The organism is Pseudoalteromonas luteoviolacea (assembly GCF_021654285.1).
GTDB classification, from domain to species: domain Bacteria; phylum Pseudomonadota; class Gammaproteobacteria; order Enterobacterales; family Alteromonadaceae; genus Pseudoalteromonas; species Pseudoalteromonas luteoviolacea_J.
The window spans coordinates 200,934-227,084 of record NZ_JAKFZS010000004.1 but is presented as its reverse complement, the minus strand read 5'-3'; the positions used below and the strand labels follow the sequence as shown (position 1 = coordinate 227,084).

Sequence of the window (26,151 nt, the reverse complement as noted above, 5' to 3'; positions counted from 1 at the left end):
ACGTCAAGTGTAGCTACAGATAATTGAGCACATTAGCAGACGCTGCTATCATCACCGCTCTCTATAACAAAAAGTGAAAACACAATGTCAGCAAAATTTAAACTCAGCCTAAGCGCAATCTTTGTCGCTGGGGCACTCTCACTGAGTGGCTGTAATTCAACAACAACGACTGAAAAACTAACTGAAAAAGACGCTGAGGTATTTCTTGCAGAAGCTGAAAAGCAGCTACAAGATTTATCTGTAAGAAGCAGTAGAGCAGCATGGATTTACGCAAACTTTATTACTGAAGATACCGCGGCGCTATCAGCAGAAGTTGGCAGAGAATACACAGCAGCACTGGTTGCACTTGCCAATGAAGCGGCTAAATTTGATGACCTAGAGTTAAATTACGACAACCGTCGAAAGCTTGATAAATTAAAGCTTAACTTAACACTTCCTGCGCCAAAAGATCCGCAAAAAACAGCAGAGCTTGCAAAGTTATCAGCCGAGCTTGATGGCATCTACGGTAAAGGTAAGTACTGTAATAACGGTACTTGCATGAGCCTAGGTGACATGACAGCTAAAATGGCCACCAGCCGAAATTACGAAGAGCTGCTAGATATCTGGCAAGGCTGGCGCGAGGTCTCAAAACCAATGCGTCCGCTTTACAAAGATCTTGTGTCATTAGCAAACGAAGGTGCTAATGAGTTAGGTTATGCTGATACTGGTGCAATGTGGCGTAGTAAATACGACATGCCAGCAGATGATTTTGCAAAAGAACTCGACCGTATTTGGGGTCAGGTTAAGCCTCTTTACAACTCACTACATTGTCACGTGCGCGCCAAGCTTGGCGAAAAATACGGTGAAGACAAAGTACCGCAAGATCAGCCTATTCCTGCGCACTTACTTGGTAACATGTGGGCACAGACTTGGGGTAACGTTTATGACTTAGTTGCGCCAGAAAACGCCGATCCAGGTTATGATTTAACCCAGTTACTTAAAGAGCATGACTACGATGCGATTAAGATGACCAAAGGCGCTGAAAAGTTCTTTACTTCTATGGGTTTTGAACCATTACCAGAAACTTTTTGGACACGTTCACTGTTCTTAAAGCCGCAAGATCGTGATGTTCAATGTCACGCATCAGCTTGGAATTTGGATAATAAAGATGACCTGCGCATCAAAATGTGTATTCAGCAAACCGGTGAAGAGTTCTCTGTTATTCACCATGAGTTAGGCCATAACTTCTATCAGCGCGCATATAACAAGCTGCCTCTCTACTATCAAGAAAGTGCTAATGATGGTTTCCACGAAGCCATTGGTGACACCATCGCGCTATCAGTGACGCCAGGTTACCTGAAAGAAATCGGTCTACTTGAACAAGTACCTGATGAATCGAAAGACATTGGCCTATTGATGAAAATGGCGATGGATAAAGTCGCGTTCATTCCATTTGGTCTGCTAGTAGACCAGTGGCGCTGGAAAGTATACTCAGGTGAAATCAGCCCAGAGCAATACAACCAAGCTTGGTGGGAATTACGTGAAAAATACCAAGGTGTTAAAGCGCCGGTAGCACGTACCGAGAACGACTTTGACCCAGGTGCAAAATATCACGTACCAGGTAATGTGCCATACACTCGCTATTTCTTAGCACATATCTTGCAGTTTGAATTCCACAAGTCACTGTGTGAAATTGCTGGTAGCAAAGAAGCAATCCATCGCTGCTCAGTTTACAACTCAAAAGAAGCTGGTGAGCGTTTGAATACCATGCTTGAAATGGGTAGCAGCCGCCCTTGGCAAGAAGCCCTAGAAACAGTAACAGGTAATCAGCAAATGGATGCGACTGCAATTTTAGACTACTTCGCACCATTACAAGCGTACCTTGACGAGCAAAACAAAGGCCGTCAGTGTGGTTGGTAATAATTAACTAAAATTCAATAGCGCAGCGACTTGCTGCGCTATTTGTTTCAAGCGCCATATTCTGCAACACTTTTTTGCTTCCTCCTCTTATGAATTCGAGCTAATGTATTGATCTGAATGAGGAGACCTTATGAATTTTCAACGCACTTGGCTATTTGGCCAATTTGAACTTACACGTTTATTTGCCACCAAACGAGGCTGGCTCGCCATTGCCGCATTTTTTCTTGTCTGGCTTATGGTATTACGCTACCCCATTTACAATGCAGTCCCTTTCATCAGTAGCTATGAGTTTTCAGACATTGTCGGGCAAGTCGCGGGCACTGTCGGATTGTCAGCATTGATATCTTGGCCTGAAGCAGAGCTTGCGATGTTTTGGTTGATTGGTCTATTTACCTTCCCTATGTTCACAGTCTTTGTTACAGCAGATCAAACCGTCGAAGATAGAAACAGAGGTACTTTAAGGTTTTTAACCATGCGCAGCACGCGACTAGAAATATTACTTGGTCGATTTGCAGGACAAGTGATGATCTTGGCGTCACTTATCGCCCTAGTCACCGTTGCAACGCTTGCCATGATGCTTTATCGGGATGCCAGTTTACTTGCATCCGCTTTACCCAAATCTATCGCGATTTGGGGCAAGCTGCTGCTCACCTGCTTACCTTTTATCGCGCTGATGAGCTTACTGAATCTGATCACTAACTCAGCAAGAATGAGTATTGTTTTTTCCATTTTATTTTTTACCATTGTAGCCTCTGTGATCAGTTATTTAGGCGTCCAGTACCCTATGCTTGATTGGTTAAATTACCTTATACCTGGACATCAAGTTACAGAGCTGACTGGTTGGCGAAATACCCCCGCCTCTGCTTATCTACTCCCAGCATGCCAAACACTGGTATTGCTTGGTATTGGACATGTTTTATTAAAAGGGAGAGATCTATGAGCGCAGTGATTGAAGTAAGCTCTTTGAGCAAAACGTTTGGTACAAAACAAGCACTGAATAATGTTGCTTTTACGATTAACAAAGGCAGTACGGTCGCGTTAGTTGGCCCAAATGGGGCGGGTAAAACAACATTATTCAGCATTATTTGCGGGTACTTAAAGCCATCTAACGGGTCAATTAATGTGCTTGGTCACAGCCCCGGCGATGCTCATTTGTTTGGCAAAATCTCCGCGCTGCCTCAAGATGCGCAACTTGACCCCAAATTTTCAGTCGCAAAGCAACTGAGCTTCTTTGCTCAGTTACAAGGTATGTCGCGTAAAGCGGCCGAAGCTGACACACAGCGCGTGTTAGAATTAGTCGACTTAGTCCATGTTGCCAACTCAAAAACAGGGGAGCTATCTCATGGCATGCGAAAGCGTGTGTGTATTGCACAGGCATTACTGGGCAGTCCACAAATTGTATTGCTTGACGAAGCAACTGCCGGATTAGACCCGAAAAACGCCAAAGCAATTCGCACCCTCATTGCCTCTTTACAAGGTGATATGACGTTCATTTTGAGCTCACACGATCTCAGTGAACTCGAACGACTCTGTGATACCGTGCTTTATCTGGAGCAAGGGCAACTCTCAAGCCATCAAAGCGATCTTTACCAAAGTGAACAAGGCAGCTTTGTTACTTTGCAAATGCTTAACCTAGACGGACCCATGAAAGACAAAATTGCGAAATTGAGCGGTGTAAAAAATATCAAACAAACCCAATCTGATGAGCTTGTTATTGAATATGCCAAGCAAGATGAGCCGTTTGATTTATCTTTACTCACCCTGATCCATGAAAACAGTTGGACTTACAAACAACTGGTCAATGGCAGAACGCTTGAAAATCAATTATTTGTTGATTAACAACATCATTAAACGTGTTATGGACCATGCTGTGTGTATTTGCTTACAAATGAGGCGCATATGAAAACACTCAGGTTGGTCCGTCATGCAAAATCAAGCTGGAAAGACCCATCTATTGACGACTTTGATAGGCCACTCAAACCAAAAGGCATTGCACGGGCAAATAAACTAGCAGCCACGCTCGGGCCATTGCCAGATACGCAAATTGTGACAAGCCCAGCAAAACGCGCAATAGACACTGCCAAAATTTTACACCGCGGCTTCGCGCCCAAAAATGATTTGTTGCAATGCGATGCGCTTTACACCTTTGACTCAGAAGTATTAATACAGACCATTATGCAGTGCCATGATTGTGTTAATGATATTTTCATTGTCGCCCACAATCCCGCTATCACGGCTGTGGCAAACCTCTTGGGCGCACCTAACCTTAATAATGTTGTGACGTGCGGATATGTTCAATTAAGTCTCAATGCGTACAGTTGGGAACAGGCCACTACTGCAAAAATGAAGTATGTTAGACACCTATTCTTAGATTAAGACTTGACCACCCTATTTTAGGAACTAATATCAGTGAGTAAACAATACGACAAGGAAAACTATGCAGTTTATTCAATTAAGCAGCCAAAGTGCAGGACTTGCAGCGCTATTTAATGAAATTGATACGTTAATGAATAGCCTCTACCCCGCAGAAGCCAACGATCTAATACCAATCGAAGAAGTGGATAACCCCAATACTTATCTCATCGGTCACTATGACGAAGAGGAGCTCGTCGCGTGCGGTAGCTACGTTGTTAAACAAGATCAATCAAAATACGCGGAGTTAAAGCGCATCTATGTCAAACCATCTCAACGAGGTAAGGGCATGGCGAAAGCGGTTATACAACACCTGCTCTCGCAAGCTAAAGCAAGTGGGCTAAAGCAAGTCAAACTAGAAACTGGCGATCAACAGCATGCAGCAATTAAGCTATATGAAGCGTTTGGATTCGAATTCTGCGATGCATTTGGGCAATATCGTCCAGAACCCTCTTCTGTATTCATGCAGCTTTCACTCGAAAGCTAATTACATAACTCAAAATGCTTGCTATTAGCTGATGCACTATATCTAATACACCATCACGGCAATGAATAAAGTCTAAATAAACAATGAAAACAGCAATTGTCCTCGGCGCGACAGGTCTTATTGGTAAAAACCTTGTGCAACAACTTGCAGAACATCCCTCAGTGAGTCAGGTTACTGCTGTTACGCGGCGACCTGTTGATTATCCATCGCCTAAGATCACAAACCAAGTAGTGGACTTTGATAACCTGAGTCAATTCGCCCATATATTTCGAGGTGATATGCTGTTCTCTTGTTTGGGCACCACCAAAAAACAAGCAGGCACGATTGCAAAGCAAAGAACCGTCGACTTAGACTATCAGCTTCAAGTTGCTCAACTTGCTGCCCAAAACCAGATCAAGCATTATTTTTTGGTTTCTTCCAGTGGCGCCAATGCTAATAGCCGCAGCCCATACCTGCAAATGAAAGGTGAACTGGAGCAACATGTGAAACAGCTGCACTTTGACACGGTCAACATCTTCCAACCTTCATTACTGGTTGGTCAGAGATCAGATACACGCATCGCGGAAACCCTCGGAAATTATTTATTACCGACTATCTGTAAATTGCCTTGGCTGAAAAAATACCGTCCAATCTCTGGGCAACAAGTTGCGAAAAAAATGGTATCAGTGGCGATGTCAGAGCACAAAAAAACTCAAATCTATGCACTGGATGTGTTATTCGATTGCTAGCAAAATTCGAAAACTAGAGGTCATCGCCTCACTTTTATAACAGAAATTCGAGGGAATGAATTGTTACCCCAAGATCACAAAATATGGATTAAATTCGTTTGGCATATGCCCCGAGATACAACTTGATTTAAACTCAATTACGGCCAGCCTGCGTGGCGTAGCCCGCGCATTCACACTGGAGCTCAACACCTTGAACACGAACCCGCCATTTAAGCTTGGTGTCCGACTTTTTAGTATCAGCTTCGAATTTATGGGTAAGATTACGAGAACAGGCAGACTGCACTTGTGCAGACGCTTGGGATTTTGAAATAGACAACGGATACCCCAATTCGACACACGCGCCCATTACGAATTTTTGCTCATCATGCATCACATTGTAAATGCCATTCGATATACTGGACTTTGGCAAACTCTGTACTTCGCTCCCAGTGCTTTTCGAGTTCTGATTGCCCTCACATCCAGTCAGTATAAAAGAAGCTATGATTAGGGTAGACCCCGTTAATACATTCAGCCAGTCCTTGATTAGCATATTAAATTCTCTTATTTTAGAATTTCGCGACTTAGATATTATTGTAGAACCCTCGCACTGTTGTGCCGTTAAATTTCTTCATCTACCGTAATATTTCCTTTAAAAGGGACTTATTAACATGCAAATCATTGGTTTCACTCCTTCTTAACCTTGCTGTATACTAGTCCCCAATCCCTCGTCAAGAATGCAAATGTAGATCAATTTCCGAGAACAGCATGACCAATAACGCTTCAAATACCGCCCTTATACAAGAACTCAAGTCTATCGTTGGTAACAGCTCTGTACTAACCGATAACACTAAAAAGCAGCCATACACCAAAGGATTTCGTTTTGGTTCAGGCGACGCATTAGTAGTAATAAGACCCGCTACTTTATTGGAAATTTGGCAAGCACTTAAAGCCTGTGTTGCCGCAGATGTTATTGTCATCATGCAGGCCGCCAATACGGGTCTGACTGGCGGCTCTACACCAGATGGCAAAGATTATGATCGTCCTATTGTCATCATCAGCACTATGCGCATTGATAGCATTCAGCTTATCGACAATGCCAAACAAATTGTTGGCCTAGCAGGTAGCACGTTATTTGGTCTAGAAGACACGTTGGCACCACATGGTCGTGAACCGCATTCTGTGATCGGTTCATCATGCATTGGCGCATCCATTGTTGGCGGGATTTGTAACAACTCAGGTGGCGCATTAGTGCAAAGAGGCCCCGCATATACTGAGTTATCTTTATTTGCACAAATAGATGACCAAGGAAACTTATCACTGGTTAATAATCTCGGTATAAACCTTGGGAATACCCCCGAGGAAATCCTGACTAATTTGCAAGAACAAAATTACACAGATGCCGATGTGCAATTCCCAGAGCTGCGCGCATCCGATGATGAATACCATGAGCGTGTAAGAGATGTTGATGCCGATACCCCTTCAAGATTCAATAATGATGGGCGCCGTCTTTATGAATCTTCAGGCTGCGCTGGTAAACTTGCCGTTTTTGCAGTGAGATTAGACACTTACCCTGTTCCTGATAAGCATCAAGTATTTTATGTGGGCACGAATGACCCTGCCGTTTTAGCGCAAATACGCCGTGACATTTTATCTAAGTTTGACAACTTACCGGTATCAGGGGAATACCTACATAGAGACTGTTATGACGCCTCTAAAAAATACGGTAAAGATACCTTTTTGGTAATCGACAAACTCGGTTCTAAATACATTCCAAAAATGTTTGGGATCAAACGTACCGTGGATCGCATTGCTGATAACTTTAAGTTTTTACCCAATAAGTTTTCAGATCGCATCATGCAATATTTAAGTTGCCTGTGGCCAAATCACTTGCCAAAGCGCATGGATGAATATCGTGACCGTTATGAGCACCACTGGATTGTGGAAATGAGTAACGCTGGTGTTGCTGAAGCCAAAGCTTACTTTGATGAGTTTTTCAAAACCAATGAAGGGAGTTACTTTGAGTGTACCGAAGACGAAGGTGAAAAAGCCATATTACACCGCTTTGTCGCCGGTGGCGCGATTGGCCGAATGCAGACCATGAACAGCAAAGAGATGGGCGCAATCATGACCATTGATGTTGCCTTCCCTCGTAACGAACAAGATTGGTTTGAGCAATTACCTCCTGAAATTGATGAGCAAATTGCTGTAAAACTCTATTATGGCCATCTTTTCTGCCATGTTATGCATCAAAACTACATCATGAAGCCAGGTGTGGATGCAAAAGCTGTCAAAAATAAAATCTTAGAAACATTCGATAAACGGGGGGCTGAATATCCAGCGGAGCATAACGTGGGACACGAATATTTCGCCAAAGATGCATTAAAGTCTTTTTATAAAAAGCTCGATCCAACTAACTCATTTAACCCGGGGATCGGCAAAACCAGTAAGTGTAAACACTGGCATGAGCCCGCTGATAAATAGTCTTTTTAGCTGCAATACTTAGCAAGTATTGCAGCGCGTCACGCCATATACTCGCCACTGAGTTAAATGCCCCTTTATTCGCGATGAATAAAAATATTTATATAATCTATTTGCAATATTTTTGATACACTATATCGCTATTAGAAATATTCAAGTTATTAGAATTATGAACCATACTTTCAAAGTCAGTGCACTTGCACTATGTGCGCTACTTACCAGTGCCTGTAACGCAACAAACCCAAACGAAAAACTAGATACAGGACTGCGTGTCGTCACTTGGAATATTGAGCACCTTGCTGCTGATAACAGCAAAGGCTGTAAACCAAGAACTGAGCAAGAGATCACCGCTTTACAACACTATGCAAAATCACTTGATGCGGATGTTATCGCTTTTCAAGAAGTGGGCTCTATCCAAGCACTAGAGACTGTTTTTGACCAGTCGCAGTGGCAGCTCATTTTATCTGACAGAAAAGACAGCCCAAGCTACACATGTCGTGGCAATGGATTGACGTCAACACAACAAAAAGTTGCTTTTGCTGTGAAAAAGCCTCTAAATGTTGAAAAAGTCGTTCATCATAAGCAATTTTCTGACATACAAATGGGTTTAAGAAGCGGCTTAGAAGTCCAAATTGGCTACCAAGGTAAAACAATTGACTTACTGAATGTACATTTGAAAAGTGGCTGCTTCGTAGATGACTATCGTCGTTCTGACAAAAAGTCATGTAAATTATTGGCCAAGCAAGTGCCATTACTGGATAACTGGGTTGAAACAAAAAGTGCTGAACAAGCGAACTTCATCGTGCTTGGAGATTTTAACCACAGGTTGACCGCACCATATAACCGCGTGAGTCGTGACCTATACTACCCTAATGGGCTTGCAGACAAGGCGCCAAACGACTTGTCTAAAGCAACCTTCTTCAATGCCAACCAAATGCTAACTGGGTGTCACCCATACTACCCTGCACCAATCGACCACATTTTGGTATCAAACACATTGAAGCAAAAGTATGTGCAAGGCAGTGTGAAGTTCCACTACTTTGATAATATGAAGCCAAAAGAAATGCTCAGTGACCACTGTGCACTGAGCATTGATTTAAACTAGGTTCAGTTTAATACTGGCGGACAATTCAATACTGTCCGCCTTTATTTTTCTAACTGTTCAATCACATTCAGTACTGACTTGAACAAACGTTTATTTGCCAGGCCAATATGTTGATTTACAACCGCGCCATAAGCACCAAAACGCACCACAACCAATTGTTTTGATGGAATGATCACAACGTACTGACCGCGATGTCCTCGCAGTGACACCGTATCTTTTGGTAATTTAGGCAACCAAAAACTCATATCGTTGAGCCACAATTGACCACCATAATGTTTATCAACGCCATTGCTCATCATCACCTCTTTTAGCCAAGCTTCAGAGACAACTTGTTCCCCCTGCCAACGGCCATTATTGATAAACAATTGACCTACTTTGAGCCAGTCATGGACACTTAGAAACATTCTCGCACCGCCTCTGAGGTTACCTGCTTCATCAAACTCTGCGATTGCATTATTAATACCTAATGGTGCGAAAAAATGTTTTTGATATAAATTATTAAGTGACTGAATATCACCACCTGATGCATCCATCAATGCGCGGCTTAATAGCTGAGTTGTGCCCGTGGCATATTCAAATTGACTCCCAGGTTGATAGGCTTTTGGCAATTGCGTGACGTAATTAACCGAATCCCCAGTGTGATACCACATAGGCGCTAAGTCTTCATATCCATGAATATCCGGTGTTTCAGCCCATTTGACGCCAGAACTCATATTCATGAGGTTTTTCACTGTCATAACGTGCTCACCAAAACGCTGTGACTGCTCCAAGGTTAGCTTTCCTTGGTCGACCAATAGCCCTGTTATTAACCCAGTTAAGGTCTTAGCCATAGACCAACTTAGCATCCGTGACCCGCCGTTATGAAACTCATCATACTGCTGTGCAACCAGCTGACCTTTATGCATAACAGCGACCGCAAAGGTGTTATCACTCCAAGAGTAGTCTTTATGATTAGTTGCGAAAAAAGCGTCTAATGAAAGATCAGGACGAAGCGCTCTATTAATTGGTGTACTGGGTGATGGCGCTGGAAAATCGAGATCCGCTGTTTGTGCATGCAGCTGTGCAGGTGATAAGTCATGAAGCAAAGTACAACCTAAGCCTTCACGAAAGACAGATGTGCGAGTTAATGTCGACCCATCTATTTGAGTCGACAGAGATACTTGTTTAGCCGTGCTATCAATATCAAGTTGCAACTCGCCCTGCACCGCCCCAAGTGCCTCGGGGATAACGCGCTGCTTAATAAATTCAATTGGCTCCTCGGAGATAAAGTGTCTAGAGCATAGCTGATTAGCACTGTAACCTAATAATACATTAGGATCTGAATTACAGCCGCTCAACAAGATAACCGATGCAATACTCCCCAGTAAAAAGTTTGTTTGTTTCATATTTATACCTTTTATTATTCTTCGATGCTATGACGAATAACTGAACAATAAATACAAAACACATCTAGGTTAACTGATAGCACTGCCCTTTGAGAGGTTTAATTGCTCACGCTGAGATACACAATAAACCAACAACCCTAAGCCTAATACAACATTAGCAAGTGCTAGACCCCATACAATCCCAGTAAAACCGGCCATATATGCCCCTAAAAATGCAAACGGGATCGACAAACCAAATAACCTAATAATGCTGACATTAAGTGCCGCCAGACTTCGACCTGTGGCATTGCAACAACTGACATACAACATGGCAGCCGCCAATGTAACGTAAGATATAGGCAAAACTGTCAGAGCCAGTTCGATTGAGCTACTGACAAATGTTTGTTTACAGAACCCCACACCCAATAAATCTGCTGCACTAAAAAGTATTACAGAGACAACAACCTGCCACAAAATACAGGCAAGAACAGATAACTTAATGCCACGCCTAACTCGTAACGACTTTTTCGCCTCCCAATTTTGACCAACAAAAATAGGTAAAGAAGTCGTGAGTACCATAGGCAATAGCAATGCCAGAGGCTCAAGACGCATCACAACACCATATGCTGCAACCGCATCACTGCCTTGTGAAGCGACAATCGCCATCAATACAGATTGTGCAATAGGCGTCAGTAATTGCATTGACGCGATAGGGACTAACAGGCGCGTTAAACAGCGAAACCCTTGACGGCTTTGTACCGATAGTAAACTAACTTTAATTGAAATATTTTCTCTGACGACCAAAAGATATAAAGCCCAGATGCAACCAATCACAGCTGCGACCAAATGAGCTACCCCCAGCTTTTCTAAGCCAGTTAACGCCATATTAGATGTAGCCCAAGGAGAGAACAGCGCTGCACTTACAGCAACTTGAATCGATGAAAATAGAATCAACAGCTGCGCTGCAGCGCGCATATTACCGAACGCCCGTAAAACCCCAAAAATGACCATAACAAGGAAAAAGAACACCACGGCACTCAAACGATACTGCATGTAGCTTTTAAGAGGCACCCACACTTCATCTCGTTGAGCAAAATCTGAAAAGCCGAGTAGATTCAATATTGGCAACAAGTTCAGCCAAATACACAACGCCAATATGGCACCAACAAGTACGGTAAATATCAAGCTCACCGCAGCAAGCTCCTCAACTTGACGTGCCTGTGTTAAACGCGTCGCAACAACGATGCCAAGCCCGATTGCAAAAGCAAACAAAGTCGCCTGAATAGGAAGTGTATAACTCATCGCAGTTAGCTCTTCCACGCCCAATCGAGATGCAAAATATAACTCAATTAAGTCTGCACTAAACAACGCTAAAATAGCGAAGAGCATAGGTATCGTTAACTGCTTTAGTACTGCGCTGGTTGACCCAGTTAATATCCAGCGCCTCTTTACTGCCCTTGCACGTTGCTTAGCACAAGACTGGTTAGGTACATTATTAAAATCTTGTGATTGAACACTTGCCATGTTGTGTGGCCAACTCCTTGCGTTTATTTTTCTTTGCAGAGTAATTATTTATGACTTATGTACTAAGCTTTTGTTCATTGACTATGTACACAAAGTATGAAGACTTGTAATTTCTTTCATAGTTCCCCAAAAAAATGTAGAACTCGACAAAACAGCGTGAAATTGAGACAAAGCTATCGTTCAAATTTACAAAGTTACATTACTGACTTTTATGAGACTCAAAAAAGCGTCATACTAATAACGTTAGCATCCGTTATAGCAGTATCATATGACCAATAAAACGTCAGAATCAAAAGAACCATCCCCCTCACCTTGCATTCGCAACTGTTGCTTAGATAGCCAAGACATTTGTATCGGGTGCTTAAGAAGCATTGATGAGATTGTTGGTTGGGCCGGAAAAAGTGAAGAGGAAAAGCGGCAAATTCTGAGCAGGTGTAAAATAAGAGCACAACAAAGGCGCCAAGCCAAAACAATGAAAGACATTTAGGCGATTAAATCTACCAAGCCTCTCAAGTTCAGGTAAGAGTCGGCCTTCATTAATATAAGCGTATAAACACTTTAACTATGCGTATTAATATCAAGATTCAGGCAGGAAACAAAATTCCATAAAAAACAAAATAAAAGAATAAATTAAATAACACAATGCAATAAACAGTAAGCTCATCTCTAGTTTACTCTTAGCAACATGCCTGGATGTAAACTTAGAAACCAGTGAAAAAACATTCCTCTTCTCTAAATTGCAATTTAAAACCAACCTACAAGCTGGAATTATAATAATCGCAAAAAGAATAAAGATGGCAAATAGGGTTATATGATATTCAAAGAATGATTGCGCTTCTAATGACTTCATCTTCGTGCACATACCAACTACTTCCTTTAGTTATCAAGTTTTAAATGTCTTAGCTGTACAATTATGCGCTCACTAAAGCTACATTAACCTATATGTTTATTAAAGTTGAATTTAACCATTTTCATAAGCTCACTTTAATAGATTTAAACACTCCCGCTTCACGAAAAAATAAACAAGGCTAAAAGTCAGAGACAAAAGTAAATATAAAAATAAAATATCAGACGGCTATTTTCTTTACAACAAATAATCCAAAACTTAATTTACAAGCAATAAAAACTGTGGATAGTTAATGTTAATTAATCAATTAGTTTATCGAGATTAATAAAAAAGTCGTTGAACGTAGCTGACATATCCTCAGAGTGCTCTTGAATTTGTTGCAGGTCGTCTTTGGCACTGTCTAGTGTTTCTCTAATAGTCTGCTCTTGCGCATCACTCACACCAAACGACATCATGGAATCTTCTACATCAAAGATAAGCCGCTCTACTAGCTCTTGGCATGCATTGTGGTAGTTTTTAAACACTTGCTCAATGTCTTCTAAGTCCCTGCTTGCTACCTGACTTAACTCTCTCAGCCCTTTGTTTTTTGCTTGTATTGCTTTAATGTTAGTTTCTAAACTTTTTAGTCTGGCATCAGCCCCCCTGACAACTAAAGCTAAAATATCATTAAATCGCCCGTATTTTTCCTCATCATCAATCGGCATGTTTTTGATTAACAGCGAACAATAGGCACTATTAAAAAAACTACGCTTTTCAATATTAATAACAGTCTTGCTATCTCTGCCTTTTCGAAGTAATTCACTCTCTAGTGGGTTAATCGCACCACAATTGCTAAAATCGCGAAACTCACCTAATAACCCAAGCTGAACAGACGCGTGTAAGTGTAGGTTTTGACACGTTGCCAACATCGCATTCGATAAGTCCGAAAGTGTGTTACATTGATAAGAATTCTCTATAAACTCCAAACACAAGCCAAGCTCACTACAGCTCGTAATGGCTGTCATGGTGACTTCTTCAGCCGCTTCACAGCTCACTTTTAAAGTGTCTATCTCACAGCTGTATTTAACTAGGCGGTCGATACGAAAACTCAACTCTTCTACATCGAATGGCTTGGTAATGTAATCATCGCCACCCGCTTTAAACCCTTCTAATTTATCTTCAATGTCATCTTTGGAAGACACGAACAACACGGGCGTTTTTGCGTTTTGAGGCGCCTGCCTAATGACCTTACATACTTCATAGCCATTCATGCCCGGCATCACCACATCCAATAAAATCGCATCATATTTTCGCTCACCAAATAAGGCTAATGCCTCTTCTCCGTTATAAGCCGAAAAATATTCATGGGATTCACCTAGCATTGTTTTTGCAATGTCATGGTTTACTTCATCATCATCGATTAACAAAATTGAGTACGACATACGCCCCCCAAAAACTAATCTCGATACTGCTGAGAAATATCAAAAAACAAATTTTCTTTTGCCAAAAACTCATCTAGCAATTCTGGATCAAAATGACTCGCTCGCCCTTCTCGCATAATTGCAATGGCCTTGTCATGCTCCATCGCGTCTTTATAAACCCGTCGACTTATCAACGCATCATACACATCAGCTATGGCCATCATACGTGCGCTGAGTGGGATCTCTTCCCCTTTTAGCCCTTGCGGATAACCTGAACCATCCCACTTCTCATGATGATAGTGAGAAATCTCTTTTGCTGTTTGTAAAAAGCTATCCGTTTGTCCTAACGCCGACTCGGCTGTTTCAATGGCATTACGGCCATACACGGTATGGCTTTTCATTATTTCAAATTCATCAGCGGTCAGTTTTCCGGGCTTTAACAAAACATTATCCGGGATCCCCACCTTGCCGATGTCATGTAATGGCGCTGATTTGTAAAAATTATTGATTACTTCCGGTGTTAAGATTTCTTTGTATTTATCTTTCTCACATAAAATCGTTGCTAGTAGTTTCACGTAGAGTTGTGTACGACGAATATGATTACCGGTTTCCTGATCCCGTGTTTCTGCCAAGCTTGCCATGGCCTGTATCGTCACGTCCTGCAAACGTGACATTTGCTCAGTACGCTTTTGTACTTCTTCTTCCAAATAATCATTTTTGTTCTTTAAAATATCTTTGGATTCTTTATTTAATAAATGGGTATTGAGTCGAGCTAATAAGATAGGAGGACTGATGGGCTTGTTAATGTAATCACACGCACCGAGCAAAAAGCCTTTCTCTTCATCTTCTACACTGGTTTTGGCAGTCAGGAAAATGACCGGGATTTCTTGATGCACTTCATGAGATTTCAGGTACTTGATTACCTCATACCCATTCATTTCTGGCATCACTACGTCAAGCAGAATAATATCAACATGGTTTTTCTCAACCACTGAAATCGCAGCTTCACCGCTTTTTACTGCCAAAACACGATACTTGTCTTTAATAATTTCAGTCATGAAAGCGAGGTTTTCCTTCACGTCGTCCACTACTAACACCGTTTTGAGCTGATCCATAGTTTCTTCTATATGTTTTGTTGCACAATTGTTCACCACACAAAAAATATAGGTCTATTATTACTGAAACGCCAAGCACGGACTGGATTAGATGAAAAGTTTACGAGTCAGCTTCTTTATCACCTTCTCAATAATGCTGTTGGTCAGTATTGGGATCGGGTTGATGTCTCATTATGTGCGCACCGAGGTTAATGCGCTATCTGACAAGCAAACACAGCTGTTTAAGCTTACCGAGTTATCTCATGAATTAAAGCTCAGCTCAGACAATCTCACAAACTTTGCCAGAGCTTACGCCGTCACCGGCAACGAAAAATGGCAAAAGCTATTTAGTTACACGCTGTTAGTGCGCGATGGAAAAGTCCATGCAGAAAACGCAAATACCTATGATTATTGGGATAGTCTAGCTGCGCCTCATTCAAGCATTCCTGAGTTTGTAAGAGTAAATGATGCCCACAATATCATAGAGCGTTTTCAACAACTCGGCGCACAAGACTTTGAATTACTGCAAATGCAAAATGCGCTTTCAACCTCTAATTCACTGGTCAGTTTAGAACGCCGTGCATTCAATGCAATTGAAGGCATACACAAAGACACTTATGGTAACTGGGTTAAAGACTCAGACCCAGATTTGATCAGCGCTCAAAAGATTCTATTTAGTGACAATTACTTAGTAGAAAAGTCTAAGATTATGTCGGCCATTGGTGAGGCACATAGAGCCATCACATCCAGATTAAATGCCGAGTTAGAAAATCATCAAAATAGTCTCAATACTGCATATATGCTGAGGAATGTCTTTAACCTTATTTTGCTTATCAATATTGCCTTATCTTTTTACCTACTTTGGAAGCTATACATCAACCCCGTTGCGTCAATCCAAAAGCAAGTGGTCAGCAATGTTGAGCAGGGTAATTACAATTTCACATTGGATGAGACCGTCAAAGGTGATCTTTCCGATTTATCTAAATCAATGAATAAATTACTCAACGACTTGTCCGAGCAGCTCGAATTCAACACCATCATGAAGGATTTTGGCTTGGCCCTTCGCGGAAAGAAAAATCCAAACGAGTTAGGTGAAGAATTGCTCCAGTTTTTAGAACAGCGTTTATCCGTCCCCCTACTCGGTTTATATGTTTTTGAAGAGCAAAAAGTCCTGACACGCGTTGCAGGCACAGGCTACAGCAGTAACTGCGCGAGAACTTACAGTAACTACGACTCTATCCATTTTCATGTTTTGAGTACGCAAAAACCCTATTCCATGAAGTTTGAGAAAGAGCAATATGCAATTGAACTCAATGGCGAAAAGCTCTCAATCAGCGAGCTCTATTACTTTCCTTTAGTAGTAAGTAACGACAGCATTGGCTTACTTGAGCTGGGTAGTCTCGTAGAGCTCACCGATCAAGATTACAAGTGGATAAAATCGGTGATAAATGACTTAGCAGTCAGTTTGCAGTTAACACAAAATATTGATTTACAGTCAAAAGCAGAAAAACGCATCGTCGAGCAACTAGAGCTGAATAAAAAAATTCTCGATGCCATACCCAGTCCCATGTATTACAAAAATAGTTCAGGTAATTATTTGGGCGTAAACAGTGTGTTTCACCAATACTTCGGTACATTTGATGCCGATGTACTCGATGCCACGGCTGAAGATATTTTTAATTATGAAATTGCGCAAGTGTTCGAGCAATCTCACCAAGACCTTATTGATGGCAAGTCTAACCAACACTATGAAATAAAAATTGAAAACTCCGAAGGTGAGCCCCGTAATTTTATTGTCTATGAAGCTGTATTTACCAATGCAGAAAACCAGCTAGCTGGCGTTGTTGGTTTATTGCTTGATGTGACTGAACGCAAGCAAATGGAACTAGAACTCAGATTGGCGAAAGATAAAGCCGACGAAATGAGTACAGCCAAAGGCGAGTTTTTGGCAAACATGAGCCATGAAATTCGCACTCCTATGAATGCTATTATTGGCATGAGTCACTTAGCTTTAAGGACAGAGCTCACTAGCCAACAATCTGGCTATATCAACAAAATTGATCAAGCAGCTAAGAGCTTGCTTGGCATTATTAACGATATTTTAGATTTTTCAAAAATCGAATCCGGCAAGCTTGAAGTAGAAAATATTGATTTCTCACTTCAAGAAGTCATGGATAATGTGGTCAATATCAATGTCATTCGAATGCAAGAAAAAGGCTTGGAAATGTTATTGGATATTGCCCCAGACGTCCCTATTAGTCTGGTCGGGGATCCGCTTAGACTCGGCCAGATCCTTATTAACTTATGCGGTAATGCAATTAAATTTACTGAGCAAGGGGAGATCACCATCTCGGTCAGCGCTGTCGCCCAAGAGAATGATCAAACAACGTTAAAATTTACCGTCAAAGATACTGGGATAGGCATGTCCCGGGAGCAACAGAACAAGTTGTTTAAAGCGTTTTCGCAAGCCGACGGCTCAATCACCCGAAAATATGGTGGAACTGGTTTAGGCTTAAGTATCTCTAAAAAGTTAGTTGAGCTAATGGGCGGAGAAATAGGCGTAAATAGCGAAAAAGGTCAAGGCTCGGAATTCTTTTTCACTGTACGCTGTGGCCTGCAATCCGCGAAGTTGACCAATGTAATTTGCCCTGACAGCCAACTCGCCGGCAAGCATGCATTAGTAGTTGACGATAATGAAAGCGCTCGTGCTATTTTGACAAACTTACTCAAAGCAATGAAGTTCCAAGTGACCTGCGCCGCCAGTGGTTCTGGCGCCATCGAACTGGTACAAGGCAGCGAGTTTGACATCATTTTTATGGACTGGAAAATGCCGAATATGAGCGGCATAGATGCTATTTTGCATATTCGCTCCCTAGAGCTACAAAAAGAACCCAAATACATCCTTGTAACTGCCTATGGCACTGATATTGGTATGAACTCTGAAATTCATGATTTAATCGATGCCATTATATTGAAGCCCGTCAATGCATCAGTACTTCTTGACGCGATCATGGAGTCATTCAACCTCTCAGAACAATCAAATAGCTTGAGCAGCTCGGAGCAGGTTAATCAAATTACACCAACTTTTGAGCAACAAAAAGTGCTGCTAGTTGAAGACAATAGCACCAATCAAGAAATTGCGAACGAAATGTTGAGCTCCTTGAACCTCAATGTGACTATCGCGGATAACGGCCAAATTGCTGTCGAAATGGTACAAAAACATGCTTTTGACATCGTCCTAATGGATATTCAAATGCCTGTCATGGATGGCTATACAGCAACTAAAAATATACGTGAACTAAGTCAGTATAACGCACTTCCTATTGTCGCCATGACGGCAAATGTAATGAAGGAAGATTTACAAAAATGTGAAGCCGCTGGCATGAATGGGCATATTGGTAAACCCATCAACTTTAATCAAATGGCCCAAACCCTCCACAGCCATTTGTATAAAACATCGAGCCCAACTGAACAACCACCTCCTATTGCAGTGAATCCCCCTTGTGAAGTCAAAGACACAAACGCTAAAAAAGAAACTGAGCTTGAAGGTGTTGACATTCAGCGTGCAATAAAGCGCTTAGGCGGCAATGAAAAAGCGTTTTGGAGTATCATTAAAAAGTTTGCCAGAAATCAGATTGAAGAAACTATCAACCTAAATCAAGCACTCGTCATCGGCGATTTAGAACATGCTGAGCGAATCGCACATTCATTAAAAGGCGCCAGCGCAAACTTATGTATCGACAACCTATCAAAACAAGCATCTGACATTGAGCATGCGATTGCCAATCAGAAAAAAGTGGACCCCCAATCCGTCGAAATACTGACAGACTACTTGAGAGGTTTACACAAACAATTAGGTGAGTTACATCATGAAGAAGCTCCACCGCCGCCCTCGTCAAACGTGGTAAGCCTGACCATTACACGAGATGATTTCCTTGAATTAGAGGAACTACTGCTCAGTTGTGACACTCAGTCAATTGAAAAAGTGCATGAGCTTAAAGGGCATCATAAAATTGATGAATCAACATCTGCACAGCTAATTGAGCTCATTGAGGATTTTGAATTCGACCAAGCCAGAGAAGTGATAGCAAAACTGTTAGAGCAATCAGCATAACATCCGTAATGGTCATACGATTTTATTAAAATGCCCATTGTTTTGGTGGTGTTTGAACTGATTGGATTCGCCTAATAAACGCAAGTTCATAACTAGTTAGTTGGACTGCGGTACACGTTGTTGTGAATATCATGACCTGCAAATTGAAAACTTATCTCGTCAATTTTTTCAAACCCTAATCGTTGATAAAACACGTTTGAATCATTTTCAACCCAAGTATATAGCCAGTATCTATCCCCATAACGCTTTGACAGCTCGTCTAGTAATTGTCTACCAATACCCTGCCCTTGAAATCCACTGTGAACATACAATTTTTCAACTTCAAACCCGTTATCTTGGCCTTGATGATGCGAGGTGAAGTTAATCAACAAAAACCCCAAAACCGCACTATCACGTTCGTAAACCAATAGTTTGTTGTCTTGATTATTTATGATTTTCTTAAAGTAATCTGGCGTAAACGTCGCCAATGCAAAAGCAGCATACTCATCTCGCATACCATCTGTTGTGTAGGTTGTTAACCAAACCTGCAGAGCCAATGCAGTTAGACATTGCGCATCTTGTGATCTTGCTTCTCTAATCATTTTGAATTCAATTTAATATTTAAATTAACGGCGTTAATACCACATTAGTCACTAATTTTGATTCTCGAGCATGACAACCTCCCCTAAAAAGCCAGCTTCTTGAAGCGTCGCGTAGCTCAAAGCATTTGGTCCAGCATGCATGACGGAATCTTCACCATCTAAAACACCATTTCGATTACTGTCTTTGTTCAATGCACCTATGTGTGCAAATTGGCCATTTTTACGGTATCTAACTGCAATAAAATCACCTGGAGAGATATCTTTTCCCCACCTCAACCGTGTACTTTCACCGCTAAACTCTAATAACTTAGCCTTATGCCTCAAGTTGGTCACCAACCAAGCGACATTTCGGTCATATACTTTGCCATTGCGTCTGATTGCATTTGCCGCCATTAGTACATCCGCACAATCAACACCCAAATAATGTTGGCTCTGATAAGGAACCGAGCCAAATATCGCTGGCACGTTAAAAAAGCTGCTTAAGATACCTAGATACCCGTCACCTTGCGTAAAAGAGACCCTTAAAACCTGCTTATTCAGCCCTCGGTGATCATTATTGTCTAACCCTACACTCTTTAATTTGCGCCCATCCTTATCAATCACTTCAACTTCAAACCAAAAACTCCCCGCATCACTCTGATAATAAGGTGAATTAAATACGTTATTGTGCTTTAACCAAGCGGGCGATACCGTTATATATTGTTTATCATCAAACTGCTCAAGATGCTTTTTCTGATAATGTATTTTACCAAAGCCGGACCATTGATAGGGTTGTGGCTCCCAAGGGTGATTCGCATTTTTGTAGTATTGGCTTGTATCTGGAATAATTTGAAACCACTTAATCTGTGCCCCTTCAGGTGCTTCCACTCTAAGATCAACAACATCTCCCGAAGGCAACATAACGGCATTTCTATTTTCCCAATCTTGCTCGTTTTCTAATTTTGATTGTATTTTAATATCTGCACTGGCACTAAAACTGAGCAATAAACACAATATGCCATGTATGAGTGTGTTTTGATTAAACAAACGCATTTATTACCCTCTACTTTTAACTGGTGTTAAATAGCCATCAAACAAGTATGTTAACCACCGAATATCCTCTTCACCAAGGCATGCTTGACTATGTAACTGAGGAGAATCGAGGACCTCTTGATAAACATGTGACAATGCTTCAACTGTCAGAAGTGCCCACTGCTCTTTTTCCAATACACCTAAATTGCTGCCATAAAATGCTTCATCAATTAATGGGTCATATTCTTGCTCAGACGTTTTCAATGCCTTTTCAAGCCGTGATAGCATAGGGTTAACTAGCTTTATCGTATCCCCTTCACTGAACTCCTTTAAGACTTTCTCTTGTGCGGACTGAATCTCTTTTTCTATAGAGTTTTGCGAGTATTTTTCAGCGAGAGGGCGAATACCATGTCTATTCACTAACCCAGTAATACTGGGTAGCGCAGCTTTTGCTGCTATTGCTGCCCCCACAGCTGGATTTAAAATGGCTGACAACCCACCAACAACAAACATGCCATAAGTTAATTTAGTATCTAGCGCATCAATATCATTGGCTAATTTATCCAGCTGACTTTCTTGGCCTGCTTTTTTAGCTCTTACCAAAGACTCTGCCTGCTGGGACAAAATTTCCGATAACAAAGTTTCAGCATGTTCATTGGCAAAGTGAAAAACTCGACGTTTTGGTAAGGTGTTTATTTCAGGTATGCAGGGAGGAAGGCTTCTTATGGTGTGCAAAGCAACGCCAAACTGGCCTTGCATAAATGGGATCACAAAATAATGTTTCTCATCATATTCTTTAATACTTGAATTATTAGACGATGAGATAAACCATGGACCTATTCCGGCCTCTTTTAGAAATATAAAACGCTTATCAACATGACGCTTGAGGTGCCCCACTCCCTGAGACATTTGGTGCAACTTATCTAAAAGTAAATTCTGCATTAAAAGAACCTCCCTGTTTTAATATTACACTAAATTCCTGTTAGTGAACTATATTAAATAGCTTAACTCCTTCATTGACTTTGTTGGTACAAACTCGGTTATTTTATATTCAGCAATACCCGTTTTAAAAAATGGGTCTTCATTTAAGGTTAATTCAAGTACTTCTTTAGAAGGTGAATTAGCTAAAATAACGCCTCCAGTTCTAGGCTCAGTAGGTCCAGACATTAAAAAAATACCATCGTCATAGCACTGTTCTAAATATTCAACGTGCAGAGGTAAATACTTCTCGACTTCAGACAATCCAACGAGATAATTAAGCGTGACGATAAACATGAGAGTTCCTTTTTTATTATTTATTGGGCGCACTCATTGCGCTTCCCAAAAAGTTACTAGTACTTCAAAATTAGTACCCAATTTGGTCCACCTTAATGTATCAATCGAAATGTCACCTGTATATAGCTACTTTACAATTACTTACAACTTATGAGGTTTTAACACTAATGATAATACTCGAAAAGTCATGCGACAATTTGTCACATTATCAGCTGCAAATTTATTACATATAATCCTCGAATTATCCTTAATATGATAACAATAAAATGCTCAAACACCTGCTGATATGGCATAAAAGAATTGCATTATGTAGCCTAGTTCCTTTGGTTATATGGGCCCTTTCAGGGCTACTTCATCCCGCAATGTCACACTTTGCCAAAGCGTCAATAATAAAAAATAATCCGGTCGCTGTAGATATAAATGATTTACAAAGTTACACAAATATCCAAGAGGCGCTGACACAAAATGGCATTGTCAGCTTTAGTCATGCAAGTCTTATAAAATATAAAGAACACTATTTTTATCAGGTACAAGCGCAGTTACTCAATGACTTGGAAGTACACTACCTTCCTCTCAATAACACTCAACTTCGTCTCACTGACATTGAATATGCTAAATACCTAGCTCAAAATTGGAGCGGGCTAAATATTCAAAGTACACAACGCATTACACAATTTAGTACGGCTTATCCCGAAATAAATAGAATCTTACCGGTTTATCGCGTGCAACTTGATAATGGCAACAACTTATACATTGACACACTAGGAAAGCGCATAGCTACACATAATACGCCACTTAGAGAATCCCTATCGTATTGGTTTAAGCAATTACATACATGGCAATTTGCAGGGGATAGACATAGTCCCTGGAGGCTTATTCCAATGCTATTTGTGAGCACTGCTTTATTTATTGTGTCTTTGTTTGGGTTGGTCGCATACAGCCTGCTGTGGTCCAAGGTTAAATCTAAAAGAAAGTCTGCAAAGTCATTGCACAGAGGTACTGGGTTAGTTCTTAGTTTATCCCTACTTGGCTTTGCAAGCAGTAGCTCCCACATTTTAATTGATAAATTCTTCATACAAGAGTTTAGAGCCTTATTACCAACAAATAGCATTTTTACTCGTGATATAAATCACGACCCCGTAAACGCAATGCGCAGCGCCAATGGTGATAATTTTCAATTACTAAATATTAACGGTGAAGTCGTCAGCCAAGTCGTTCAATTTGAAAAACAAAATATGCACTTTTCATACTGGCAATCACAAGAAACACGATTCGACAACGCAAGTGTTGCACGTTCTGTGCTGCTCGACCGGCTAGGGATTTCTGGGCGAATTCATCATCACCAGAAAATTGATAAATTTGGACCAACGTATGGATTTGTAAATAAGCGGCTTCCTGTACAACAAATAAGCTTTGAGCACTCACCAGAGGTACTTTACAGTGTCGAGATCCATACAGGCTACATTGCTGCCATCGATGACAATTGGCAAAAAGCACGTAGTTGGCATTTTGGTTACCTGCACAAATATCACTTTTTAAACCCGCTTGGCAAAGGCATACGTGATAGCATCATTGCGTTGATCTGCCTTGGTCTCGTATTTGTTGCATCAACAGGTACATACATGTACGTTTCAAGATCACTTCGCCAGCGCCGAGCGAAACAGCAACGTAACTTAAAAAATAACGAATTATTAGAAAATAACTAAGGAACAAGCATAATGAAATCTGGCTTTTCTTATTCCCTCATTGCCGTCGCACTTTTACAAGCTGATATGCTATACGCTCAGCAACAAGGCGATGACATTGAAAAAATCATCGTAACAGCCAGCAGAACTGCAAAGGCAAATACTGATTTAGCCCTCAGTGTCGGCAGTGTATCAAGTGAAGTCATAAGGAACGACAACGCACAGCATGTGTCCGAGTCGCTCGAAACCATCTCTGGTGTGTTGCTGAATCAACTATCCGGTGGACAAGGTCATAATGCAGCGATACGTATGCCGATTAATTTTGGAGGTTATACTCTCTATCTTCAAGATAACGTGCCTCTACAATCCGCAGCTTTTTATAATCACAATGCGCTTTGGTGGGCAAGTACAAACTCCTCACTCTCTCGTTTAGAAGTCGTTAAAGGTGCTGGAACCAGCCTGTATGGTTCAGGAGCCGTTGCCGCAACCGTCAATGTCATTTCTGCGCCAGTGAATAACGAAAATGACAACCTTGCAATCACATTGGGTGAACATGGTTATCAGAGATTAAGCGGCAGCGTAACACATAACATATCTGATACTAATGGTGTTAGAGTGAGCGCTGCACATCTAAATAATGATGGGTGGCGAGTACATAGTAGCGTTAAAAGTCGGAATTTAATGTACTACATGAATTCCAAATAGATGATAAGCAAAGTATCAAAACAAGTTTAATTTCATCTACCCTAGACCAACAAATGTTAGATGCACTTGAAGAAGATGAATTTTTACAAGACCCAGCTCAAGCCGGTCTGCCTACAGAAGTTCTAGCTATCGACCCTCGCCGCACAACTGATTATGTTAGGCTAAGCTCAGAATATATCTACGAAGACAATGACTTTTATGCCTCAGTGATCCCTTACCTTCGTTACCGCAGCAACGACTACATAGCTACGTGGCAGCCAAATATGCCTAAAATTGAATCTAGTGTGAACTCAATTGGTCTACTTGCATTAACTAACTTCAGACATACTACTGATTTTGAAACCACCATTGGTATCGATCTGGAACGCTCTGAGGGAGATGCCTACTCCTATCAACCAACAACACGCACAACCACAGGATGGGCTGCGGCGACATACCCTGAAGGCCATGTTTTTTATGATGATGCAACGACCTTTGTTGGTATTTCGCCTTATATTCAGCACTTAGGTAAGATCACAGAGCGCCTAAATTATGCTGTTGGCTTACGCTATGACAATAACAAATATGAGTTCAGTAATACTCTTCCGGTCTATGATAATGATGGGTTTGGTAATCGCTCTATCGCCAGTCGCAATGATACGTTTGAGCACCTGAGCCCAAAAGCCAGTTTAAATTATCAATTAAACACACATTCTAGTATTTATACACGCTACGCCAATGCAATACGCATTCCCACGTTCTCTGAGCTGTATCATTTAAAAACGAAAGAAACGAGCGCGCAGCTAAGTTCATTAAACGAAGAAGTATCAGATACCTATGAAATTGGCTATAAAGCTAACTTTGACAAGGTTTCAGTTGAACTTGCTTACTACGTGATGGATGTGAAAGATGCCATTGTCACCGCATATGATGACTTTGGTTCAAGTCTTCGCGTTAATGCCGCTGAAGTGCAACATCAAGGATTTGAATTTGGCACCACTTACACCCTTTCACCTGCTTGGTCTCTTGCGTTAGCTTACAGCCAGTCGAATCATAAGTTTGATCATTACATCCAAGATGAGGGGCGAATTGACTACAAAACGAAAAAAAGTAAAGAAGTCGATCTGTCTGGTAATAGCCTAGTCATGGCTCCGGAATATGTGGCTAACCTACGTTTAAACTACAACAGCCAAACCATTTCTGGGTTAAACATTACTGCTGAAATAAAAAGCATCGGGGACTATTGGATGGACTCAGAAAACTCTCGAGAACATAGTGGTTATACCATTGCAAATTTAAAAGCAAACTATCAAGTCAATGACGCGCTTAAAGTGCATGCTCGAGTCGCTAATATCGCAGATAAAACATATGCCCTACAAGCTGAGATCCGCTATAACCGAGAGCGTATACAGCCTGGTAGTCCTCGTATCGCGTATATTGGCTTAGACTATTCTTTTTAAGGTTTAAGGGGTAAAACATTAACA

At 41.2% G+C, this 26,151-nt stretch carries 22 protein-coding genes; 13 read left to right on the top strand and 9 right to left on the bottom strand.

The window, feature by feature from the left end:
* Positions 1–84 precede the first annotated feature (84 nt).
* The 6 genes from L1077_RS05095 (at position 85) to L1077_RS05070 (ending at position 5,526) form a co-directional block, all read left to right on the top strand.
* Positions 85–1,899, top strand: a complete 1,815-nt coding sequence (locus L1077_RS05095) for a M2 family metallopeptidase (protein ID WP_063362342.1) — start codon at positions 85–87, stop codon at positions 1,897–1,899.
* Positions 1,900–2,029: 130 nt separating this feature from the next.
* On the top strand, positions 2,030–2,839 hold the full coding sequence (locus L1077_RS05090; protein WP_237135867.1) for an ABC transporter permease: 810 nt from the start codon (positions 2,030–2,032) through the stop codon (positions 2,837–2,839).
* Complete coding sequence (locus L1077_RS05085; RefSeq protein ID WP_237135866.1) at positions 2,836–3,738, top strand: ABC transporter ATP-binding protein; 903 nt, start codon at positions 2,836–2,838, stop codon at positions 3,736–3,738. Before L1077_RS05090 ends, L1077_RS05085 begins: the two co-directional genes overlap by 4 nt.
* A gap of 60 nt (positions 3,739–3,798) precedes the next feature.
* Positions 3,799–4,275: a SixA phosphatase family protein gene (locus L1077_RS05080; RefSeq protein WP_237135865.1), complete on the top strand. Its 477-nt coding sequence runs from the start codon at positions 3,799–3,801 to the stop codon at positions 4,273–4,275.
* Positions 4,276–4,336: 61 nt separating this feature from the next.
* On the top strand, positions 4,337–4,798 hold the full coding sequence (locus tag L1077_RS05075; RefSeq protein ID WP_237135864.1) for a GNAT family N-acetyltransferase: 462 nt from the start codon (positions 4,337–4,339) through the stop codon (positions 4,796–4,798).
* 83 nt (positions 4,799–4,881) lie between these two features.
* Positions 4,882–5,526, top strand: a complete 645-nt coding sequence (locus L1077_RS05070; RefSeq protein ID WP_237135863.1) for an NAD(P)H-binding protein — start codon at positions 4,882–4,884, stop codon at positions 5,524–5,526.
* A gap of 133 nt (positions 5,527–5,659) precedes the next feature.
* Here the strand turns inward: L1077_RS05070 and L1077_RS05065 are convergent, their stop codons facing one another.
* Positions 5,660–6,055, bottom strand: a complete 396-nt coding sequence (locus L1077_RS05065) for a hypothetical protein (RefSeq protein WP_237135862.1) — start codon at positions 6,053–6,055, stop codon at positions 5,660–5,662.
* Positions 6,056–6,270: 215 nt separating this feature from the next.
* Here L1077_RS05065 and dld point away from each other — a divergent pair, with 215 nt between their 5' ends.
* Positions 6,271–7,986 (top strand): D-lactate dehydrogenase, encoded by a 1,716-nt coding sequence (gene dld / locus L1077_RS05060; RefSeq protein WP_237135861.1) that lies wholly within the window; start codon positions 6,271–6,273, stop codon positions 7,984–7,986.
* A gap of 166 nt (positions 7,987–8,152) precedes the next feature.
* The gene (locus L1077_RS05055; RefSeq protein ID WP_237135860.1) at positions 8,153–9,088 is read left to right on the top strand and encodes an endonuclease/exonuclease/phosphatase family protein; all 936 of its coding nucleotides are present in this window, start codon (positions 8,153–8,155) and stop codon (positions 9,086–9,088) included.
* Between the two features lie 41 nt (positions 9,089–9,129).
* On the opposite strand, the gene L1077_RS05050 is transcribed toward L1077_RS05055, so the two are convergent.
* Together L1077_RS05050 and L1077_RS05045 are read right to left on the bottom strand one after the other, a co-directional pair.
* Positions 9,130–10,473: a serine hydrolase domain-containing protein gene (locus tag L1077_RS05050; protein ID WP_237135859.1), complete on the bottom strand. Its 1,344-nt coding sequence runs from the start codon at positions 10,471–10,473 to the stop codon at positions 9,130–9,132.
* A gap of 69 nt (positions 10,474–10,542) precedes the next feature.
* The gene (locus L1077_RS05045) at positions 10,543–11,976 is read right to left on the bottom strand and encodes an MATE family efflux transporter (protein ID WP_237135858.1); all 1,434 of its coding nucleotides are present in this window, start codon (positions 11,974–11,976) and stop codon (positions 10,543–10,545) included.
* A 268-nt stretch (positions 11,977–12,244) separates the two neighbouring features.
* On the opposite strand from L1077_RS05045, the gene L1077_RS05040 reads away from it, so the two are divergent.
* Positions 12,245–12,463 carry a DUF1289 domain-containing protein gene (locus tag L1077_RS05040; RefSeq protein ID WP_237135857.1) on the top strand — a complete coding sequence of 73 codons (219 nt, stop codon included), beginning with the start codon at positions 12,245–12,247 and terminating at the stop codon, positions 12,461–12,463.
* Positions 12,464–13,122: 659 nt separating this feature from the next.
* On the opposite strand, the gene L1077_RS05035 is transcribed toward L1077_RS05040, so the two are convergent.
* Both L1077_RS05035 and L1077_RS05030 read right to left on the bottom strand, forming a co-directional pair.
* Positions 13,123–14,244, bottom strand: a complete 1,122-nt coding sequence (locus L1077_RS05035) for a response regulator (RefSeq protein WP_237135856.1) — start codon at positions 14,242–14,244, stop codon at positions 13,123–13,125.
* 14 nt (positions 14,245–14,258) lie between these two features.
* The gene (locus L1077_RS05030; protein ID WP_063362356.1) at positions 14,259–15,338 is read right to left on the bottom strand and encodes an HD-GYP domain-containing protein; all 1,080 of its coding nucleotides are present in this window, start codon (positions 15,336–15,338) and stop codon (positions 14,259–14,261) included.
* 91 nt (positions 15,339–15,429) lie between these two features.
* On the opposite strand from L1077_RS05030, the gene L1077_RS05025 reads away from it, so the two are divergent.
* Complete coding sequence (locus L1077_RS05025; RefSeq protein ID WP_237135855.1) at positions 15,430–19,431, top strand: hybrid sensor histidine kinase/response regulator; 4,002 nt, start codon at positions 15,430–15,432, stop codon at positions 19,429–19,431.
* 92 nt (positions 19,432–19,523) lie between these two features.
* Here L1077_RS05025 and L1077_RS05020 read toward each other — a convergent pair whose 3' ends face one another.
* Genes L1077_RS05020 through L1077_RS05005 form a run of 4 tightly spaced genes read right to left on the bottom strand, consistent with a single transcriptional unit; the run spans position 19,524 to position 22,298 of the window.
* The gene (locus tag L1077_RS05020) at positions 19,524–20,012 is read right to left on the bottom strand and encodes a GNAT family N-acetyltransferase (RefSeq protein ID WP_237135854.1); all 489 of its coding nucleotides are present in this window, start codon (positions 20,010–20,012) and stop codon (positions 19,524–19,526) included.
* A 51-nt stretch (positions 20,013–20,063) separates the two neighbouring features.
* Entirely contained in the window at positions 20,064–21,044 is a 981-nt protein-coding gene (locus L1077_RS05015) for a hypothetical protein (RefSeq protein WP_237135853.1), read from the bottom strand.
* A gap of 3 nt (positions 21,045–21,047) precedes the next feature.
* A complete protein-coding gene (locus L1077_RS05010) occupies positions 21,048–21,965 on the bottom strand; it encodes a hypothetical protein (RefSeq protein WP_237135852.1) in 918 nt (305 codons plus the stop codon).
* 48 nt (positions 21,966–22,013) lie between these two features.
* Entirely contained in the window at positions 22,014–22,298 is a 285-nt protein-coding gene (locus L1077_RS05005; RefSeq protein WP_237135851.1) for a YciI family protein, read from the bottom strand.
* 266 nt (positions 22,299–22,564) lie between these two features.
* Between L1077_RS05005 and L1077_RS05000 the strand changes: the two genes are divergently transcribed.
* Genes L1077_RS05000 through L1077_RS04990 form a run of 3 tightly spaced genes read left to right on the top strand, consistent with a single transcriptional unit; the run spans position 22,565 to position 26,127 of the window.
* Entirely contained in the window at positions 22,565–24,004 is a 1,440-nt protein-coding gene (locus tag L1077_RS05000) for a PepSY domain-containing protein (RefSeq protein ID WP_237135850.1), read from the top strand.
* 12 nt (positions 24,005–24,016) lie between these two features.
* Positions 24,017–24,688, top strand: a complete 672-nt coding sequence (locus tag L1077_RS04995; protein WP_237135849.1) for a TonB-dependent receptor plug domain-containing protein — start codon at positions 24,017–24,019, stop codon at positions 24,686–24,688.
* A 53-nt stretch (positions 24,689–24,741) separates the two neighbouring features.
* Positions 24,742–26,127 (top strand): TonB-dependent receptor, encoded by a 1,386-nt coding sequence (locus L1077_RS04990; RefSeq protein WP_237135848.1) that lies wholly within the window; start codon positions 24,742–24,744, stop codon positions 26,125–26,127.
* Positions 26,128–26,151 lie beyond the last annotated feature (24 nt).

Bases quoted from the DNA above. Each gene is read 5' to 3' on its own strand.
- L1077_RS05095 (WP_063362342.1), top strand. From the start codon at position 85: ATGTCAGCAAAATTTAAACTCAGCCTAAGCGCAATCTTTGTCGCTGGG.
- L1077_RS05090 (WP_237135867.1), top strand. From the start codon at position 2,030: ATGAATTTTCAACGCACTTGGCTATTTGGCCAATTTGAACTTACACGT.
- L1077_RS05085 (WP_237135866.1), top strand. From the start codon at position 2,836: ATGAGCGCAGTGATTGAAGTAAGCTCTTTGAGCAAAACGTTTGGTACA.
- L1077_RS05080 (WP_237135865.1), top strand. From the start codon at position 3,799: ATGAAAACACTCAGGTTGGTCCGTCATGCAAAATCAAGCTGGAAAGAC.
- L1077_RS05075 (WP_237135864.1), top strand. From the start codon at position 4,337: ATGCAGTTTATTCAATTAAGCAGCCAAAGTGCAGGACTTGCAGCGCTA.
- L1077_RS05070 (WP_237135863.1), top strand. From the start codon at position 4,882: ATGAAAACAGCAATTGTCCTCGGCGCGACAGGTCTTATTGGTAAAAAC.
- L1077_RS05065 (WP_237135862.1), bottom strand. From the start codon at position 6,055: ATGCTAATCAAGGACTGGCTGAATGTATTAACGGGGTCTACCCTAATC.
- dld (WP_237135861.1), top strand. From the start codon at position 6,271: ATGACCAATAACGCTTCAAATACCGCCCTTATACAAGAACTCAAGTCT.
- L1077_RS05055 (WP_237135860.1), top strand. From the start codon at position 8,153: ATGAACCATACTTTCAAAGTCAGTGCACTTGCACTATGTGCGCTACTT.
- L1077_RS05050 (WP_237135859.1), bottom strand. From the start codon at position 10,473: ATGAAACAAACAAACTTTTTACTGGGGAGTATTGCATCGGTTATCTTG.
- L1077_RS05045 (WP_237135858.1), bottom strand. From the start codon at position 11,976: ATGGCAAGTGTTCAATCACAAGATTTTAATAATGTACCTAACCAGTCT.
- L1077_RS05040 (WP_237135857.1), top strand. From the start codon at position 12,245: ATGACCAATAAAACGTCAGAATCAAAAGAACCATCCCCCTCACCTTGC.
- L1077_RS05035 (WP_237135856.1), bottom strand. From the start codon at position 14,244: ATGTCGTACTCAATTTTGTTAATCGATGATGATGAAGTAAACCATGAC.
- L1077_RS05030 (WP_063362356.1), bottom strand. From the start codon at position 15,338: ATGGATCAGCTCAAAACGGTGTTAGTAGTGGACGACGTGAAGGAAAAC.
- L1077_RS05025 (WP_237135855.1), top strand. From the start codon at position 15,430: ATGAAAAGTTTACGAGTCAGCTTCTTTATCACCTTCTCAATAATGCTG.
- L1077_RS05020 (WP_237135854.1), bottom strand. From the start codon at position 20,012: ATGATTAGAGAAGCAAGATCACAAGATGCGCAATGTCTAACTGCATTG.
- L1077_RS05015 (WP_237135853.1), bottom strand. From the start codon at position 21,044: ATGCGTTTGTTTAATCAAAACACACTCATACATGGCATATTGTGTTTA.
- L1077_RS05010 (WP_237135852.1), bottom strand. From the start codon at position 21,965: ATGCAGAATTTACTTTTAGATAAGTTGCACCAAATGTCTCAGGGAGTG.
- L1077_RS05005 (WP_237135851.1), bottom strand. From the start codon at position 22,298: ATGTTTATCGTCACGCTTAATTATCTCGTTGGATTGTCTGAAGTCGAG.
- L1077_RS05000 (WP_237135850.1), top strand. From the start codon at position 22,565: ATGCTCAAACACCTGCTGATATGGCATAAAAGAATTGCATTATGTAGC.
- L1077_RS04995 (WP_237135849.1), top strand. From the start codon at position 24,017: ATGAAATCTGGCTTTTCTTATTCCCTCATTGCCGTCGCACTTTTACAA.
- L1077_RS04990 (WP_237135848.1), top strand. From the start codon at position 24,742: ATGTTAGATGCACTTGAAGAAGATGAATTTTTACAAGACCCAGCTCAA.